10 protein-coding genes are annotated in these 19,263 nt (G+C 31.9%); 8 read left to right on the top strand and 2 right to left on the bottom strand.

Annotated features, from left to right (window positions below; genetic code table 11):
• Positions 1 to 21 precede the first annotated feature (21 nt).
• The 4 genes from KO494_RS09780 (at position 22) to KO494_RS09765 (ending at position 6,985) form a co-directional block, all read left to right on the top strand.
• Positions 22 to 1,338 carry an FGGY family carbohydrate kinase gene (locus tag KO494_RS09780; RefSeq protein WP_215967422.1) on the top strand — a complete coding sequence of 439 codons (1,317 nt, stop codon included), beginning with the start codon at positions 22 to 24 and terminating at the stop codon, positions 1,336 to 1,338.
• An 18-nt stretch (positions 1,339 to 1,356) separates the two neighbouring features.
• Positions 1,357 to 2,358 carry a class 1 fructose-bisphosphatase gene (gene fbp, locus KO494_RS09775; RefSeq protein WP_215967421.1) on the top strand — a complete coding sequence of 334 codons (1,002 nt, stop codon included), beginning with the start codon at positions 1,357 to 1,359 and terminating at the stop codon, positions 2,356 to 2,358.
• Positions 2,359 to 2,399: 41 nt separating this feature from the next.
• Positions 2,400 to 6,524 (top strand): two-component regulator propeller domain-containing protein, encoded by a 4,125-nt coding sequence (locus KO494_RS09770; protein WP_215967420.1) that lies wholly within the window; start codon positions 2,400 to 2,402, stop codon positions 6,522 to 6,524.
• Positions 6,525 to 6,634: 110 nt separating this feature from the next.
• On the top strand, positions 6,635 to 6,985 hold the full coding sequence (locus tag KO494_RS09765; RefSeq protein WP_215967419.1) for a hypothetical protein: 351 nt from the start codon (positions 6,635 to 6,637) through the stop codon (positions 6,983 to 6,985).
• Between the two features lie 594 nt (positions 6,986 to 7,579).
• Here KO494_RS09765 and KO494_RS09760 read toward each other — a convergent pair.
• Positions 7,580 to 9,586, bottom strand: a complete 2,007-nt coding sequence (locus tag KO494_RS09760) for a hypothetical protein (RefSeq protein ID WP_215967418.1) — start codon at positions 9,584 to 9,586, stop codon at positions 7,580 to 7,582.
• 51 nt (positions 9,587 to 9,637) lie between these two features.
• Positions 9,638 to 11,563 carry a T9SS type A sorting domain-containing protein gene (locus KO494_RS09755; RefSeq protein WP_215967417.1) on the bottom strand — a complete coding sequence of 642 codons (1,926 nt, stop codon included), beginning with the start codon at positions 11,561 to 11,563 and terminating at the stop codon, positions 9,638 to 9,640.
• 351 nt (positions 11,564 to 11,914) lie between these two features.
• Here KO494_RS09755 and KO494_RS09750 point away from each other — a divergent pair, with 351 nt between their 5' ends.
• The 4 genes from KO494_RS09750 (at position 11,915) to KO494_RS09735 (ending at position 19,240) form a co-directional block, all read left to right on the top strand.
• Positions 11,915 to 13,828: a sulfatase-like hydrolase/transferase gene (locus KO494_RS09750; RefSeq protein ID WP_215967416.1), complete on the top strand. Its 1,914-nt coding sequence runs from the start codon at positions 11,915 to 11,917 to the stop codon at positions 13,826 to 13,828.
• Positions 13,829 to 13,944: 116 nt separating this feature from the next.
• Positions 13,945 to 15,330, top strand: coding sequence for a T9SS type A sorting domain-containing protein (locus KO494_RS09745; protein ID WP_215967415.1), 1,386 nt, complete (start codon positions 13,945 to 13,947; stop codon positions 15,328 to 15,330).
• Positions 15,331 to 15,635: 305 nt separating this feature from the next.
• Positions 15,636 to 16,415, top strand: coding sequence for a T9SS type A sorting domain-containing protein (locus tag KO494_RS09740; protein ID WP_215967414.1), 780 nt, complete (start codon positions 15,636 to 15,638; stop codon positions 16,413 to 16,415).
• Positions 16,416 to 16,531: 116 nt separating this feature from the next.
• Complete coding sequence (locus KO494_RS09735) at positions 16,532 to 19,240, top strand: outer membrane beta-barrel protein (protein ID WP_215967413.1); 2,709 nt, start codon at positions 16,532 to 16,534, stop codon at positions 19,238 to 19,240.
• Positions 19,241 to 19,263: the final 23 nt, after the last annotated feature.

The following is a 19,263-nucleotide window of genomic DNA, read 5'->3' as shown; positions in this document are numbered from 1 at the left end:
CTTTTTTAATTTTGATTTGTGATGATGAATGTAATTGCTGTAATTGATATTGGTAAAACAAATAAAAAAATCCTTTTATTTGATGAATCCTTCGAGCTAATATACAGAAATGCAACTCGTTTTGACGAAGTTTTAGATGAAGATGGCTATCCTTGTGATGACATAGTATCGATAGAGAATTGGATTCAAAGTGAGATAAAAAGAATACAAGCAGAAGGTAAATATGTTATAAAAGCGATTAACTTTTCTACCCATGGCGCTAGTCTTATTTATTTAGATGCCAATGGTAATAGAATTACTCCTTTGTATAATTATTTAAAGCCATTAGACTTAGAATTAGACGTGTATCAAGAGTTTTATAAAGCTTATGAAGGTCAAGAAGAGTTTTCTAGAAAAACAGCATCTCCAGCTTATGGTATGCTAAATGCCGGACTTCAAATATTAAAATTACAAAAAGAAAAACCAGAATTTTGGAACAAAGTTGCAAATATCTTGCACTATCCACAATATCTAAGCTACCTTTTTACAAAACAAGTAACGGCAGATTTTACATCTGTTGGTGCACATACAGCAACCTGGGATTTTGATACCATGCAGTATCATAAATGGGTTACAGATTATAAATTAAATTTACCTATACCACAAAATGGTGAAGAAGCTATACTTACCGAGTTTAACGGACAACAAATAGCAATAGGAACAGGATTACACGATAGTTCTGCATCTATCATTAGATTGTTGGAATCTGAAAAAGATAAAGAATTTATTTTATTATCTACAGGTACGTGGATTATAGCAATGAATCCTTTTAGTAAAGAAACCTTAACACAGCATCAGTTAAAAAATAACTGCTTGTGTTTTATGACACCTCAAAAACAGCAAATAAAATCTTCCATGCAGTTTTTAGGGAAAATTCATGAAGTGTATTTAACCGCTTTAAGTAAACATTTTAAAGAAGATATAGATCAGCATTTACAACTTCAATTAAATACTAAGTTGTGTGAAAAGTTAATCCTCGAAGACTCTCGTGTTTATTTATCCGAAGGAATAGATAGCGATTTTGAAGCACATCCCGAATTATTGGCATACTATGCAAATTATGAAGCTGCTTATTATCAGTTGATTTTTGAAATTAGTAAAAAAGTAATTCAAGGAATTAATTTAATCACAGATGAAAATTCTTCCATTAAAGAAGTATATATATCTGGAGGATTTAATAAAAATCTAATATTTATTGCTTTCTTAAACATGCTAAAGAGTGATATTGTAATAAAAATTTCAGATTGTAAAAACGAAAGTGCATTAGGAGCAGCTTTAATGATGAAGTCCTATATATAACTAGCTAATTTAAAAATAATGCCTCACCAAAAAAGTACATTAGGAGAATTTATTATTAAAAATCAATCTTCTTTTACGTATTCTACCGGAGAACTATCCAGCCTTTTAAACGCATTGCGATTAGCTGCTAAAGTGGTAAATCACGAAGTGAATAAAGCTGGCTTAGTAGATCTTTTTGGAGATTCTGGAGATGTAAATGTACAAGGTGAACAACAACAAAAATTAGATGTATTTGCAAATAAAACATTTATACAATCTTTAAAAAACAGAAATATTGTTTGTGGCATTGTTTCTGAAGAAAATGACGAATTTATTACCATAAAAGGCCAAGATAAAGAATCAAATGGTAAGTATGTAGTACTTATGGATCCTTTAGATGGTTCTTCTAATATAGATGTAAACGTTTCTGTAGGTACTATTTTTTCCATTTTTAGAAGAATTACACCAGTAGGAACTCCTGTTGAAGAAAAAGATTTTTTACAACCAGGAAGAGCACAAGTTGCTGCAGGTTATGTTTTTTATGGTACTTCTACCATGTTAGTATATACCACTGGTGATGGTGTGAACGGATTTACTCTAAATCCTGCAATTGGTACTTTTTATCTGTCGCATCCCAATATAAAAATTCCAAAAAACGGAAGTATTTATTCTGTGAATGAAGGAAATTATAGCCATTTTCCAGATTCGGTAAAAAAATACATAAAATACTGTCAAGAAATAGAAGATGATAGACCGTATTCTCAACGCTATATTGGGTCTTTAGTTTCCGATTTTCATAGAAATATGCTAAAAGGAGGTATTTATTTATATCCCAATAGTACCGTTAATGCCGATGGTAAATTACGCTTACTTTACGAATGTAATCCCATGGCATTTTTAGCAGAGCAAGCAGGTGGTATTGCTACAGATGGTCAAGTAGATATATTAGATGTTGTTCCAACAAATATCCATGAACGCGCTCCTTTCTACTGTGGAAGCAGTTCTATGGTGAAAAAATTACTTGAATTTATTCATAAGTAATTTATAATATGTATATTTTCGAGGCAAACTAAAAATGTAACATGCATAGAATTATATTCTTTATTGGTTTTCTAATAACACTATTTACACAACAAACGTATTCGCAAAACTTTGAAAGAATCTCTAATAATGAAGGTTTTAATCAAAATACCGTAAATGCCATAGCGCAAGATAAATATGGGTTTTTATGGTATGCTACTCCTAATGGCTTAATTCGTTATGATGGCTATGAGTTTAAGTCATATAACACACAATCTAAAGGTAAAGGTGCAATTTCTAGTAATAATGTTACCTATTTGTTTAACGATAATAATGGTATTCTTTGGATAGGTACAAATGTAGGTGTGAATGTTTATGTTCCTTCCTTAGAACGTTTTTTTACAGTTCCAATTAAATATAACATCGATGTAACTAAAATAGATTCTAAAAAGGATGGCTATGTTTGGATTACATCTTTTAAAGAATTAATTCGATGTAAATTAAAAGATATTAAGGAAGGTGTATTTGATGTTTCTGAAAATATTCTGGATTTTAAAAGTGAAAAGTTACATATTAATACCTTCACTTTCGGATTACATAATTCTATCATTTTAGGAACAAACAAAGGTTTAAAAAAGGTTAATTACCAATCAGAAACCCCAATAGTAAAAACAGAAATCCCAGATTCTAACGATTTTAGTTTTTTTAACGATAAAGAAATTACCGAAATAATTAAAGTAGATAATATATTCTGGATTGGTACCACAAAAGGGTTATACAGTTCTAATTTAGACTCCAGTTCTAAATATTTAATTAAAAAAATACAAGTTCCAAATCAAGATTCTAATTTTTTTGTTAATGGCCTTTTTAATGATAGTGAAAATGCGATTTGGATAGGGACAACAGGAGATGGTTTATTCAAGTTTAATCCCATTCTAAATTCTTTTAAACACTTTAATTTTGATGCAAAGGATAAGAAAACCATTAGTAGTCATCAAATTAATGCGGTTTATCAAGATAGTTTTAATGTGCTTTGGGTAGGTACTGCGCAAGGAGGAATTAATAAACTAGATGTTTTTCAAAAACCATTTTATTCTTATACAAACAACCCATACGATACGTTTTCTATTTCCGATAATTTAATAACCTCCATTTTAGAAGATAACCATGGGAAAATTTGGGTTTCAGGTTACAATAAAAAACTATTTAGAAGTATAGATACCATTAATGAAAACAATATTGGTAAAATTAAATTTGAAAATTTACAAAACAAATTACCTATTAAAGAGAATGATGTTATACGATGTATTTATCAAGATCAAAGAAATTACATTTGGTTTGGTACCGATAAAAAAGTAGTGGTATATCATCCAGTTAAAAAAGATTTTAAAGAGGTACTATTTGCATCTAAAGGAGAAAAAACACAAATACTTCTTACAAGAAAAATTGCACAAATAAATGAAACAGATATTGTTTTAGCAGGGAATAAAGTTATCGTTATTGAAAATCCCTGGCAAGAGATTGATAAAAATAGCAAGCCAAATATTAATATTAAATCTAGCTTAAAAGTTAAAGTTAGTAAAGTGCAATCTTTCTTACAAGACAGTAATAATCAATTGTGGTTTGGTACCGATTCAGGTTTGTTACAATGTACTTATACTGCTGGAGAAATTAAATTAATAAAACAATATAAAGAAAGTAATACTGGAGTTAGTAAACTAAGTTACAATAGTGTTTTTACACTTCATGAAGACGCTAAAAAAAATATTTGGATTGGTACTTTTGGTGGTGGATTAAATAAACTGTCCATTGATACAGATGGCAATCCGTTGAAAATGGAATATTTTAGAAAAAACGATGTCTTACCAGACGATGTTGTTTATGGAATTTTGCCACAAGAAAATGGTGGTTATTTATGGCTAAGTACAGATATGGGGTTGGTTAGATTTGATACCGAAACCAGTAAAGTAAATGTTTTTGATGTAAGTGATGGTTTATTACAAAACAATTATAGACAATCTGCATATAACAAAGGAAAATCTGGATTCATGTATTTTGGTGGTTTAAATGGATTGACCATTTTTGATCCACAAAAAATAGCTTTAAATAAACAAGCACCAAAAGTCTTAATAACCTCCTTATTAATTAATAATAAGCCCATAAAAATAGGAGAGGTATTAAACGATATTATCATTCTTAAAAAAGCGATTTCAGAAACAGATACCGTAACGGTTAGTAAAAGTCAGCGTATTATTTCTTTTAATTTAGTTGCAGAGCATACTTCTGCACCTGCAAAAAATAAAATAGCATATAAGTTAGAAGGTTTTAATAAAGATTGGGTAGAAACAAATGAAGGGAAATCTGCCATAACATACACAAATTTAGAAGCAGGTACCTATACCTTAAAAGTGAAATCTGCAAACGGTGATGGTGTTTGGAGTGTTTCAACTAAAAAATTAACATTAGTTGTTTTACCGCTTTGGTACCAAACATGGTGGAGTTATACGATTTTGATCCTTTTGTTTTTAGGTGTTGGTGTTGGAATTGTTTTCTATTTTGTGCAACATGAAAAATTAAAACAAAGATTAATCTATGAACAATTAGATAAAGATAGAATGGAGGTGGTTAACCAAGGTAAGTTTAAATATTTTACTAATTTATCTCATGAGTTTAGAACACCTCTTACATTAATTTCTGGTCCACTAGATAGAGTTATAGAAAATAACAGTAATCCAGAAAGTGAGAAATTTTTAGCAATAATAAAGAGAAATACGCATCGTCTTTTAAGTTTAATAGATCAATTAATAACCTTTAGACAAGCAGAGCAAGGGTATCTAAATTTAAATTTTACCAAGTCTACTTTAGGAGATTTCCTATATCCAACAACAGAGGCTTTTGAGAATTATGCTTTAGAAAAGAACATTAATTTTTATTATAAAATAAGTTCTCCAAATGAAGAGATTATTATAGATGTAGAAAAACTAGAAAGGATACTTTTTAATTTGCTCTCTAACGCTTTTAAAAATACACCTGTTCAAGGTACCATAAGTATTGAAGCTTCCATTGTATTTGAAAATAGTGAGAAGAACATTAAAATAGAAGTTGTAGATACAGGTAAAGGAATTCCGAAAGAAAGTTTAAATAATATTTTTGAACGATTTTATCAATTAGGAAATCAAGATGGAAATGTGAGTGGTGGAGGAATAGGTTTGTCCTTTTGTAAATCTTTGGTAGATTTATTTAATGGTAGAATATCTGTAAAAAGTAAACCAAATAAGGAAACCCGTTTTACGGTGATTATTCCATCTTCAAAAATTGAAGAAGTAGAGATTGAGGATATCGGAGTTAAAAAGTCATTTATAAAAAATTGGGTACCACTACAAGTAAAAAGTGCTAAAGAAGCAGATAGCAAACAAAAAGAGGAAAAGAAACATAGTGTTTTAGTGGTTGAAAATGAGTTAGATATTCAAGATTTTTTGAATAGTGCACTTTCAGACACCTATAATATTACCATTGCCAACAATGGTGTGGAAGCATTAGAAGCCATTAAGAAAACAGAATTTAGTACCATTATAAGTGATGTGATGATGCCTGAAATGGATGGTTTTGAATTATGTAAAAGAATAAAAGACAACCCGGAAACTTGTCAGATGCCTGTTTTGTTATTAACCGCTTTAGGGGATAATGTCGATTTAATAAAAGGCTTAGAGTTTGGTGCAGATGAGTATATTAGTAAACCGTTTTCTTTAAAACATCTAGAGCTTCGGCTGAAAAAACTAATTGAAAACAATCTGAAGATAAAAGAATATTTTTCTAAAAATAGTTTACCTCCAAAGAATAAAAAAGAATTAGCCTTATCTAAAAAAGATCTAGAATTTTTAGAGAAAATCACAAAAATAATTGAGGAAAACTTATCTAATTCTAATTTTGGAGTCGAAGAACTTTCTATAGAGGCAGGTTTAAGTTCTTCTCATTTTTATAGAAAACTAAAGCAACTTACCGGGCAAGTGCCAAATGCGTATTTGCGTAATTTTAGATTGCAACGAGCAGCAGAATTATTAGATAGTAATACTGGTTTTAACGTGGCCGAAGTAATGTATCAAATTGGTATCGAGTCTAATTCTTACTTTTCTACATCCTTTAAAAAATTACATGGCGTATCGCCTTCAGAGTATTCAAAACGATGAAAATGATAGTTTTGAGCAACTAAATGACGATTTTAAGAAAGCTATTAAAATAGAAAGAAATTAAGTTTGTTGTTTAAACAATTAATTAATTTTAAACCAATTTTAAATCTATGAAAAAAGCAATATTATTATTTGTATTCAGTCTAGCAGTATTTAGTTCTTCTTTTGCTCAAAAAGCAGAAAAAAAAGTAAATGCTTATATAGAAGCTGTAGAAAGTAAAACAACATTAACAAGTGCAGAAAAAGAAACTTTAATTACATTAAAGACGGCTCACATAAATGCAATCTCTGAAATTAATGCAAACTATGAAAAAGGATCTGAAGAATTAAAAGCAAGAAGAAAAGAAAGCAATAAAGAATTTTCTAAGTCGCTTAATAAAGCATTTGGAAAAGACAGAGCCAAAGAAATAAAAGCGGCCTCTAGAAAGGACAAGTCTAAAAAGAAGAAAAAGAAAAATTAAATTCTTCTACAATTGGGAACAATACAATAAATAGTTCTCCAATTAATGCAGTATTTGAAATGTATAATAAACTATTTAAGTTTATAAAAAAATAAATATTTCTTCAAGTAGACATTAAGTTTTCATGCCCTTTAAAAGTATTCATTCCATGAATGCTTTTAAAGGGCATGATTTGTTTATAGCATAATGAATTGTTTTAGTGATTTTAAACAGTGTTTTAAAGAGGTCTGGTGTTTATTTACTATAACTGGACTTGAAATACTTTAGAAAGTGCTTAATAATGTAATAATGGGTGTCTATCCAGCGAAACAATGAAGATGTAACAGGTATAGCTGCCATTTCTGAAACTTATAGAAACTCGTTACTTTAGTTATATTATTTAACGACAACAATTTTAAATGGGAACTTATGTTTCTTTTAGCGTCAAATCTATTAAGCGAATAGTTCTAGGATATAAGTAGTAAGTTTTAATTGGTATTGAATTCTCTGGTATAGTATTGATTTATAGAAAGGAAACCTTTTTCATTACATAGATATTCATAAAAAAGCTTCTTGGTAACAAGAAGCTTTTTTAAAATGAATTTGTAATGTGTTTTATCTTATACGCTCAATGGTGAAATTTGTCTTTCCAGCGAAGGAGTCTAAGACCACACCTGCTTGACTGTTATTAACAAAGATTTCTATTGATTGTCCTGCAGTAACATTAGCAACACAGGATATTTGTCTTGCTACCTGACTAGAATTCGTTCCATCATAATAATGGTTTACAGAAAATTCTTGATATAAACCTCCATTAATATATACAGCAATACCATAATAATCTGTATTGGTTTGGGATAATGTAGTATGGTAACTAGCATCGATTCTGTAAATACCATCACCACCAGCAGCTACAACAAATCTGTTGTTACCCGTTTGAAATTCTGTGGAGCCCGTTGGGTTTAGCGCTACATTATTAAAAGCTACTTTTTCCCATCCCGAAGTACCAAGAGGTTGGTTTGTGTTCATGGTAGCTCTAATTAAAGGAAATGTGGAAACATTAGGAGCTGGATCTTCAAAAGTTAATTGACCTGCACCATCGGTAACCAAAATTTGATCTTGAGTACCATCTACTAACGGAAATGCATAACCATTGGTTACACCAGGTTCTGCTACTTGTAATTCGCCGTTTACTCTAAATATATTGTTATCAAATTCTCCATAAATTAAAGGTATTGCTCCGTTTGAATTTTGAATAATTAACGTGTTACTATTAAGATCAAAATCACCATTAAGACCTGCTCTATTTCCAATAAAAACGTTACCACTTCCTAAGTTATCACGACCAGATTGTCTTCCTAAAAACACATTCTCATCTCCTACTGTATAACGACCAGCTTGTTGTCCTACAATAACATTGTTACTTCCATCTAATTCGTTACCAGTTAAATGACCAATAAGTACATTAGAGGTCGAGTTAGCATCATTATTTGCAATTAATTCTCCTGCTAAGGCCCCAATTGCAGTATTATTACCAGATATGTTTTCTTTAAGTGCACCGTAACCAAATGCAACATTATTACTAGCACTAATATTATTATTAAGTGCCTCGTATCCTACACCAGTATTACCTAATCCGTCTACATTTTGAAATAAAGCATGATAACCAACAGCAGTACTTTCTCCTGAGGTATTATCTGCTAAAGCTTCTGTACCAATTGCAGTATTTCCAGCTCCAGTTTGGTTATCGTACAAAGCCAAATTACCTATCGCAACGTTTTCTGTACCAGTTGTGTTTTTGTGCAAAGCTTCATTACCTATCGCAACATTATCGTTACCGGTATTAGTATACAAAGCTTGCGTACCAACTGCCGTATTATTACTTCCAGAGTCATTAGAAAACAAAGAGGATTCACCTACGGCCACATTGCTAGCACCAGATGTATTGGTAGCCATTGCTTGTGTTCCTACTGCAGTATTAAAATTTGCAGTCGTATTTCCTTCTAAAGCACCCCTTCCAAAAGCAGAATTTCTTCGTCCTGTGGAATTATTTGCTAAGGCTCTAAAGCCAAAAGCAGAGTTGTTTAAACTTGTATTTAAACTCAAGGCTTCAAATCCAAAAGCAGAATTAGCATCACCATTTACATTTGTCATTAATGCGTTATAACCTACGCCAACATTTTGATTATGATCCGCATCATCATTTAATCCTGCATTTATACCAAGAAAAACAGAAGAACCATCATTGGTACCATCTACATCCGATTTTCCATCGCTAAGATCATTTAGTTTTTCAATACTTGAAAATCGTATCCAACTAGTGGTAGGTTGATCCCAATGATAGAATCCTTTAGGTTGTGACCCAACTGCTGTGGTTAGGTAAATAAGCATTCCTTGTTGGGCAGCTGTTGGAGTTGGAGGAAAAATATTAACTCGTGGAATTAATAGTCCATCTTGATTAGAAGGTGCGCCTGGATTAGTTGCTGTAATATCTAAAGTGGCTTGTGGATTTGTATTTCCAATTCCAATTTGCGCGTAGGAAAAAGAGACCATGAATAATAATGCGTAAAAAACAATATTACGATGATGTATTTTTCTTTTGTTAAGTAATTTAGTTTTCATATCCGTTGGAGGGTTTTTTATTTACTATTAATTAATTTAAAGCTTGGGGTTCTATTGTTTTAGAATTTTAAATACTTGAATTTCGCCATTTTCTGCATAGGCTTTCAAAAAATAAACGCCTTCTTTAAGTTGAGATACATCAAAAGAAGCTTGATTGCTTTTAAATTCTAAAATGGTTTGTCCGTTAGCATTGTAAATAGTTGCCGAAGCAATTTCTTTAGATAATCTAAAGTTTTGTTTTACAGGATTTGGAAATAAAACCATGGTATTAAAGAATTCATTTGAATCCACACTTAATGCTTCTCCTACTAAATATGCTCCTTCTGGTCTCACATAAGGTATATAATCTGGTTTAGGGGATTGTAGCATTCTATCATTTAATTCTTGCATTATAGCCATTTCATCTGCAGTAATAAAACCATCTGTTATTGTGGTACTCCACGTTATGGTTGCTCCAGCATCTGTAAAAGTTCTTATAAAACGATATGCTTGTTCCTCTTCAAAAATTAAATCTGCACTGGGAACACTCCATCGCTGTCTAATAGGTGCAAAATAGTGTTTTAATGTTTGTTTAGTGCCATCAAAAGAAGACCAAGGGTTTTCTACAATTAAAGGAAAAGAAAATTCTTCATAAGCCCATGAGTTTGGAGGTGCTCCTTGTCCAAGTGGCGTAGGGTGGCCAGCAGTAAAATCCATATAAGGATCATTTGCTTCTAAAAAGAAAACTTTATAATCTGTAGGGTCTGCATCCTCTGTTGCGTCAGTATCCACTAATATATTATCCCCATTGGCATCCTGCACATACGACTTTGTTAAATTGGTCGCAATAGCCGCATCTGGATGTACTTCTCTTATCATTGCAATAAAAGCATCTAAATCGCCTGGTAAATTAGAGACATTATCAATCCAATAACCATCTACTAAGCTATTAAATCGTTCAAAATAACCTCTGGCTAAGTTTTGCCATGCTAAACCTTCATCGCCATCAAAATTCTCCATGTAATAATCTTCCCATGCTACCACTATTCCAGCTTCTGTGGCATCCACATTTCCTTGAATACTGGATGGGCCAGCACCATTAACATACAGAATTACTTTTTTCCCGGAATTCTTTAAAATATTAATAACATCCAGAATAATTTGTTCATTTTCTAAAGAAGGTACCATCCCTGGATGTATTTCATTGGCAACATCGACCTGCGTGTTACCTCTTAAAGTGTAAAAATAACCGTGTGCTGGATGTGTGAAATTTGTAATTACATGTCCGACTGCAGGTAAATTGTCTGCAATTTGTTGTGCTCCAGCTACCCATTCATAGTCTTCCGTATTGTCTAATCTAATTCCTCCATTTACGTTAAATCGTACACCCCAAGACCCAGATAAAAAGGTTGCTTTTGGTAACGTTTGTTCCGAATAGCCAGAAATAGTATCTATTAAATAAGTAGATGTAAGTGCTGCATTATCTCCAGAAGCTAGTACAATTGTTATTTGATCATAACCACCAGCTAAAGCAACATCTTCAGATATGGTTATTTCTGTAAAATCAAAAGTGAAGGATTCCCATGTTTGTCCCTCTGTAAAGTTTAGCTGTAGAAATTCATTACTTGCCGTTCCCATACTTGCATTTCTTAAATACAATCGGATTCTACTATTTGTATTATTCAAATCTGCAGTTGGAATAGAAGTATGTGCTTTTAATGAAATAGTATAAGAAGATAAATCGGTTATAGGATTTGTTAAATCAAAGCGAATTTTTGGGCTAGTATCGCCATCTCTTAGAAATTTAGAAACTGTGGTATTAGAATTTATCCCATTTGTTTCTGGGTTTGTTTCATCAGTAGTAAATGTTCCAGCAGTTGCACTATTAAAATTAATGTTATTGGTACTGCTAGAATTTTCATACCAAAGTTGTTGTGCTTCCGTAGAGCTAACACCGATAAATAAAAATAGAATTATGAAATAAACTCTGTTAATCATGCCTTTAAATTTTTTATAAATATAATAAGCATATAGTTATTAGGGTTTCTCTAATCCACCCATTTCTTTCTGTAATCCATCTAAATATTCAATTCTTAAATTGCTGATAATAAGATGTTGAGGTTGGGTGCGGTTACTTCTTGTTTTTCGGTTTTCTAGAAATATTTTATTAATGGAGGAGGTGTTTATTTTTTAAAAGCTAAGGGAATTGACGGATTAAAGCAAAATTTAAGGCAATATCAGATATGATATAATTATATAGTTTTGTTATTTAGCCAAAGAATAGGAATCCTTCTGAAGGAAATTCTATGGAACATACTAATGAAGCAAAGGATAATTAATAAAACTAAAATGAAGTACAAATATTATATTACATGCATTATCGCAAGTGTTTTATGTTTTAACTGTAATGCCCAAAACCCAAAAGTAACAAACCTAAAAACGCAGAATATAGATAGGCCAGAACCTAATGTAGTTCTTTTGCTTACCGATGATTTAGGTTGGCAAGATGTAAAGGTTTATGATATAGACGAACCTTCTCCTTACGAAACACCAAACATAGATGCATTAGCAAAAAAAGGAGTGCAGTTTTGGCAAGCATATTCTCCAGCTCCTACTTGTGCGCCAAGTAGATGTGCCATAATGAGTGGAACACATCCGGCAAGAGCCCAAAAGACGCATGTTGTTGGTGGAGCGCCTCCAACGGTTTATGCAAGTAAAGAGACACAACGTATTATGGATCCTTGGTATAGCGGACGTATGCCAGAAAATGAAATGACGCTAGCAAGAGTATTGCAAAATAATGGATATACCACCGGTCATGCCGGAAAATGGCATATGGCTATTAATCATTTTGCTTTTCCACAGCCTACAGATCAAGGTTTTGATGTTTCTACTGCAGATCGAGGTGCAACGAGTCCGCAAAAACCGCATCGATTAACCGATTTTGCAACAACCGATGCATCGGATCCTTTTCGATTAGACGAAAACGGTTTTCCGTACCATCAAAATAGTCAAGATGCTTTAAATTTCTTAAAAGAAAACAAACAAGATCCTTTTTTCTTGTACTATGCTACGTTTCTGGTGCATGCGCCAATTCATACCAGAAGCAAGGCGCTTTTAGAAAAGTATTGCGAAAAATTAGGGGTTCCTTATCCTACAGATCCTGATCATTGGGAGGTAAAAGGACAGAATAACCCATATTACTGTGCCATGGTTGAAATGTTAGATTATTATGTCGGACAAGTTTTTAATTATTTAGAAACTACAGATGATCCGCGTTGGCCAGGGCACAAATTAAGTGAAAATACCTATATTATTTTTACTTCCGATAATGGAGGAATGGAAAAAGCGCATGGGGATGTTGTAACCGATAATTACCCGTTAGACAAAGGTAAAATAAACGCAAAAGAAGGTGGAACAAGGGTGCCTTTGTTAATTTCAGGACCAGGAATTAAAAAAGGAGTAGCGTCTGATGTGGTTGTAAATGGACTTGATTTTTACCCAACAATTCTATCTTTATTAGGAATTGAGAAACCAAAAGACAAACTTTTAGATGGCGATGATCTATCTACTTTATTATGGAAAGATCCTACCGATGCTAAATTAGTTTTAGATAAAAACGGTAATGAAAGAACGACGATGATGTGGCATTTTCCGCATGCATCCTACCAAAGTACATTGCGTGTTGGTGATTATAAATTTATTAGAAATTATGATTTTAAAAATAATCCGGACACACCAGAGTTTGAGTTATACCAATTATACGATACTAGTAATGGCGTAACTAAACGTGTAGATATTGAGGAAGCAAATAATTTAGCTACATCTTATCCTGAGAAAATAAAGACAATGAATAAGCAGCTTACTTCTCTTTTAACAGAAATGAAAGCAAGTTATCCTTCTTACAATCCGTATTATAAAAAAGACATGGAGCATAAAGAAACGGTGCCTACGGTATTATCTGCGTCCAAAGATAATAACCAAGTCACTTTTAAATATCAAGAAAATGGTGCAAAGGTGGTAAAGGCTGATTTAATTTACACTACCAATGGCGGACATCGTTATGAGGAATGGTTTAAAACAGATGCTAAAATTAACACGGATGGTACCATAACCGCTAATTTACCTAAAGGCACAACCCATTATATTATTAACGTAATCGATGCGCATAATTTCTTGGTTAGTTATCCAGAAATGCCTACTATTAAATCGCTAAAAAAAGGAAAGAAGAAATATTCTAATTATGCTTTAAGTAATAAGTAATTTATTAGTGTGTTGTGGGGTATTTGCAGTAAAAGAGAATGTTTTTGGGTGAATTAAGCAAAACATACTCCCTTTAATAAATTAAATTTGAACAATTAATTATAAAGCCACATATTATGAAAAAACAATTACTTACATTAACATTAGCACTTACATGCTTCATTGGGGTTTCACAAACGTTTATACATCATTCTGCGGATGATAATGTATTTCTAAATGTGACACCAGTAGCAGCTGCTACTTATACAGCGTCTGTAGCGAATCCTGACACAGTTAATCCTGCAGCAAATCCAAACACTTCTACAAATGTATCTAGCATATTATCGGGTGCAGTTAACAACAACTTTTTAATTCATTTGCCAGAGCCTTATTTTGTAGGGGATGCTTTTGATTTTAAATTTCGTTTTTATAGCGAAAATTCAGGTTCAAATGGAAATGGCTCGGGAAGAATAATTGTTAGGATGTTTAATTCAACTCTGGGGACTGGAGCTAGTAATCGTATTAATTTATCTAATACAGATAAAGTAGGAGGAGAATGGGAAGAATATACTTATTCAGAAGCTGCTTTACCTGATAATGCTAATGGTACAATTGATGCTAATGGTGGATTTGACACAATACTTTTTATACCTGCAAATGGAGCAGTTACTATTGAAACATTATACTTTGATGATATTGAATTAAATATAGATAATACTCCAACATCACTTCCTAGCGAGGCAACTTTAGATGCTGGAAATGCTTGGTATCATAACTATAGCCCAGATACATTTGACGTAACAATTAATGAGGTACTAGGCGGTGTGTTTTTAGAACAAGCAGCAGCAGTAGCGACACCAACAACTACAGGAAACAGTAGTCCATTAGTTGCTAAATTTACAAAAGCAGAAGAAGTACACTCACAAGTAAAGTTTCAATTGCCGGCTGTAATTACAACAGCAAATCAATCCGCTGCTATTTTTAAAATAAGAGCCTATATACCATCTACGAATACAGCGCCAACTGTAGGTAGCCGTTTAAGATTATTTTTACGAGATGGAATTGAAACTACAGGACAAAGGAACGTAACTATTGATGTTACTGTTTTTGATCAATGGCAAGAATACACCTTCGATTTTACCGGGGCAAACCTAACTGCAGCTTCTTACAGTACTGTAAATTTATTATTTGACCAACCAGATACGGATTTACTATCTACAGGGAATGAATATTTCTTGGATGCTTTTCAAGGACCATCTGGAACTACATTGACTACAAATGACTTTGAATTAAATAACGCTTCTATTGTTGCTTACCCTAATCCTGTAATAAACAGTTTTCAATTAGCGGCTTCTAATGTTAATAATATTGAGAGTGTAACATTATATAGTATTACTGGTAAATTGTTAAAAACATTTAACGAGGAAGTTAATTACGATATTAGCGATTTAGCAACAGGAGTTTATATTGCAAACATTAAAACGCAATCTGGTTCTAAAGCTTTACGTATTGTAAAAGAATAACCTATTAGATTCATAGAATTGTATAACCAAAGAGTTTCTTAGTTCCTGGACTAAGGAACTCTTTTGCTTTTATTTCATTTCGAAAAAACATGCATTTAAAGATTCTTGAATTAAAAACTACGTGCTTTTAGTATTAACTTTTTTTTCTATTAATATTTAAAATTAGTAATATGTGTGATAAATCCTATACAAATACTTGTTTTTTGGACACTTTCACAAGAAATGAGTATGTTTTTGGGTGGATGGAGCAAAGGAGAATCCTTTTATTTACCTAATTTTGAACAAATAATTTAAATAACATTATTATGAAAAAACAATTACTTTTTACATTAGCATTATTTGCAACAATTTTTGTTGCTTCAGCGCAGTCAAACACATTTACTTTTACAGGTGCCGCTCCAGATAGTCAAACATTTCTATTCGATGCTGCTACTTATGTTCTTTCAGGTACTGACTTTTCTGATAACAATTCTTCTTTTATTGCCTACAACTCAGAAGTGGTGAGTGGTAGCCCAGTTAGTGAAGCTTTTGGTTTAAACACCAGTGGTATTACCGTAAATAAAACCTTTACACTTAGATATAGAAAAAGAGCTGCCAATACTGGAGTACTTAGGATTTCTGTGCCAGGACAAAGTGATGTGACTATAAATTTGTTAGATACTTCAGCAGATGATGGAAATAATAATAATGCATTGGTTGATAAGACTTTTACATATCCTACAGAGATTCCTCTCTCTACAGCAGCAACTAATATTACTGTTACTCTTGATGAATTTACTCAAAACGCAGCCAGCAATGCTCGTTTTAGACTTTACGAGGTTAAACTTGAAGCAACATTATCTACAAATAATATAGATGTACAAGCAACAAATATTACTGCTTACCCAAACCCAGTAACCAATAGTTTTCAAATAAATTCTAATAAGAATATTGAAAGCGTAAAATTATATAATATTACTGGTCGTTTGTTAAAAACATTTAACGAAGAAACTAGTTATGATATTAGCGATTTAGCAACAGGAGTTTATGTTGCAAACGTGAAAACTGCTTCTGGTTCTAAAGCGATTAGAATAGTGAAAAAATAAAGTATTTGATTAATAGCAAATTAAATATTAAAAGAGTTCCTAAGTTTTCTTGACTAAGGAACTCTTTTGCTTTTCTATAATGCCCTAATTTGAAATCGAAGTAATAGAACCATTAGATGAAACCATCCAAAATTTTAATTTTCGTTTTTCTTATCCTGTCTAATCTTTTATTTGGCCAGTCGGCACCGCCAATTAAAGGTATTGTTGTAAACGAAAACAAAGCTCCTTTAGAATTTGTTTCCGTAGTACTTTTAAAACAAAAGGATTCTACATATATTAATTACACGATTACGGATGCAAAAGGTGCATTTGCAATTCTAGATGCTCCGAAGGACTCCCTAATGTTACAATTTTCTTATCTGGGTTATGTTTCGCATTTTGAGCGCATCGCATATAAGAACACTCCAATAGACCTTAGTGAAGTCGTTCTAAAAGAAGATTCTTATCCATTAGATGCGGTTACTATTACTGCAGAAATACCTGTGCAAATAAAAGAAGATACTATTGCTTTTAATGCCAATTCTTTTAAAGTAAACTCCAGTGATAATCTAGAATCGCTTTTAAAAAAGTTACCTGGTTTAGAGGTAGATTCTAACGGAAAGGTTGTTGCTCAGGGTAACGAGGTCACAAAAATATATGTGGATGGTAAAGAATTTTTTGGAGGAGATCCAGCAATTGTATTAAAAAATTTACCAGCAGATGCTATTGCTAAAGTGGAAATCATAGATAAAAAAAGTGATGAGGCAGAACTCACAGGAGTAGATGATGGTAATAAACAGATTGTGATTAATTTTACCTTGAAAAAATCGAAAAAAAATCAAGGCTTCGGAAAAGCTTCCGCAGGTATAGGATTAGATAGTCGCTACTTTGGTAATTTAAACTATAATAAATTTTCGCCAAAAACGCAATTTGCCATTATTAGTAAATACAATAATATTAATATTACGGGATCGAACATTCAAGGGTTTCTAGAAAATGCAGATGGCATCGCAGATGAATCCGATGATACCAATACAAGCAAAACAAAAAGCTTAAGTGGGTATTTAAAAACAGGCGTAGGTGGTGTAAATATTAGTCATTCCTTTAAAGAAAAAGAATCTTTTAATGCCGACTATTTTTATAATCTTTCGGATAATAGAGGAACGTCATTTTCTAAAAGAATTTCTTTTTCCAATTCCAATAACTTTGATTACGAAGCAGATAATAGTTTTGATAAGGTTTCCAAAAATCACAATTTTAATTTCAATTATATAAACAAATCCAATAAAACGAATAGCCTTACTATTAAAGGACGTTTAAATGCAGATGAAGTGGAACAAAATACAACTAGGGATGGATTTTACTATAACGAAGATGGCGATTTAGTAACTTCAAATATTCAGGGCTATTCTAACAATAATAGGAAGAAAACAGTATATTTTAACCTTAACTACTATCAGAAATTAGCAAAAACAGGTCGTGGTTTTAGTGTTGGATTTAATACTAATATTAGCCGACAAGCAAAGGATAACGAACAAACCACTTTTGTTACCCGAAACATAAATAGTACGAATGTTACTAATACTGAGGTTTTTGCTTTAAGAGATGAAACTTTTAATAATGGTTTGTATAATTTTAATTTTAAATACACAGAACCTTTAGCTAAGAATCATTATTTTAAATTACAATCTTCTATAAAAGTTTTAAATCAAAATGAAGACATATACCAGCTTAAAACTACAATAACGAATAATAATGCCGAAGAAGGTATTTCGTATAAGTACAATAATAGAGAAGGTAGTTACCAGAACCGATTTGCTTATAACTACAGTACCAAAAAACTGAATATTTTTTCTGGTGTAGAACTTCAAGAGTTAGATCGATCTTTTGGTGTGCTTACAGAAGATCCTTTTAAAAGCAGTCAATTTTATTTAAATCCATTTGCAACGCTACAATACAAACCTAGCAAAGGAGTAAAATACCGGTTTTTATATAACAGAAAAATACGAAGCCCTCGAACGACTGAAAGCTCTACGGTTATCAATGATTTAAATCCATTTTATATACGAAAAGGAAATCCTTATTTGAAAACAGAAAAGAGTGATGATTTCTCTTTAATTGCTATTATTTACAACTACAAATCCTCTCTAAGCTTTACGGGTAGAATAAAATATCAGTATGCTACAGATGCTATTATACAAAACATTGCTATTGACGATGCATTTGTGAAAACTAGAAGTTATATCAATAGTGGTGAACGAAAACGATTTACATCTTTTTTTAATTTCAGCAAAAAAATTAAAGGATTAGGAATGCGATATGCTATAAAGAATAGTAATTTCTATAATGAATCTACCTCATTAATTAACCTGCAACTTAACGATGTGATTTCCAAAGATTTCTTATTAGGTTTCTCATTAGAGAACTCGAACAAGAATTTGATAGACGTAAAGTTGGGAGCTAATTATAGCGTAAATAACACCTCTTTTTCTATAGAAGAAGATCTTAATCGTACCTATAGAAAGCAGCACTATTATTCGGCTGTAGATTATGATTTTACAGAAAAACTGAGTTTTAATACACAGTTTGATTATTTTCTTTTTTCAGATAACCAGTTTGATACCAACCTGGAGCTACCAATATGGAATATGGCTATTTCCTATTCTATTGGAAATAGCCATAATATTCTTAAACTGGTTTTAATAGATCTTCTAGATAGAAATGTAGATTTTGAAAGACGAAGCACTACCAACTATTTTGAGGAAACCACCTCAGAAAGTTTAGGACGCTATATTATTTTGAGTTATACCTATCGATTAGGTAGCCGAAATAAAAAGCAAAGTTAATAGTGATAAGGGTTACCGTATGT

It is taken from the genome of Lacinutrix sp. C3R15, from assembly GCF_018860825.1.
In the GTDB taxonomy this organism is placed as follows: Bacteria; Bacteroidota; Bacteroidia; order Flavobacteriales; family Flavobacteriaceae; genus Oceanihabitans.
Note: the sequence above shows the minus strand (reverse complement) of the source record. Positions and strands in the feature narration are given on the sequence as shown.

Bases quoted from the DNA above. Each gene is read 5' to 3' on its own strand.
- fbp (WP_215967421.1), top strand. From the start codon at position 1,357: ATGCCTCACCAAAAAAGTACATTAGGAGAATTTATTATTAAAAATCAA.
- KO494_RS09750 (WP_215967416.1), top strand. From the start codon at position 11,915: ATGAAGTACAAATATTATATTACATGCATTATCGCAAGTGTTTTATGT.
- KO494_RS09765 (WP_215967419.1), top strand. From the start codon at position 6,635: ATGAAAAAAGCAATATTATTATTTGTATTCAGTCTAGCAGTATTTAGT.
- KO494_RS09770 (WP_215967420.1), top strand. From the start codon at position 2,400: ATGCATAGAATTATATTCTTTATTGGTTTTCTAATAACACTATTTACA.
- KO494_RS09740 (WP_215967414.1), top strand. From the start codon at position 15,636: ATGAAAAAACAATTACTTTTTACATTAGCATTATTTGCAACAATTTTT.
- KO494_RS09735 (WP_215967413.1), top strand. From the start codon at position 16,532: ATGAAACCATCCAAAATTTTAATTTTCGTTTTTCTTATCCTGTCTAAT.
- KO494_RS09745 (WP_215967415.1), top strand. From the start codon at position 13,945: ATGAAAAAACAATTACTTACATTAACATTAGCACTTACATGCTTCATT.
- KO494_RS09760 (WP_215967418.1), bottom strand. From the start codon at position 9,586: ATGAAAACTAAATTACTTAACAAAAGAAAAATACATCATCGTAATATT.
- KO494_RS09755 (WP_215967417.1), bottom strand. From the start codon at position 11,563: ATGATTAACAGAGTTTATTTCATAATTCTATTTTTATTTATCGGTGTT.
- KO494_RS09780 (WP_215967422.1), top strand. From the start codon at position 22: ATGATGAATGTAATTGCTGTAATTGATATTGGTAAAACAAATAAAAAA.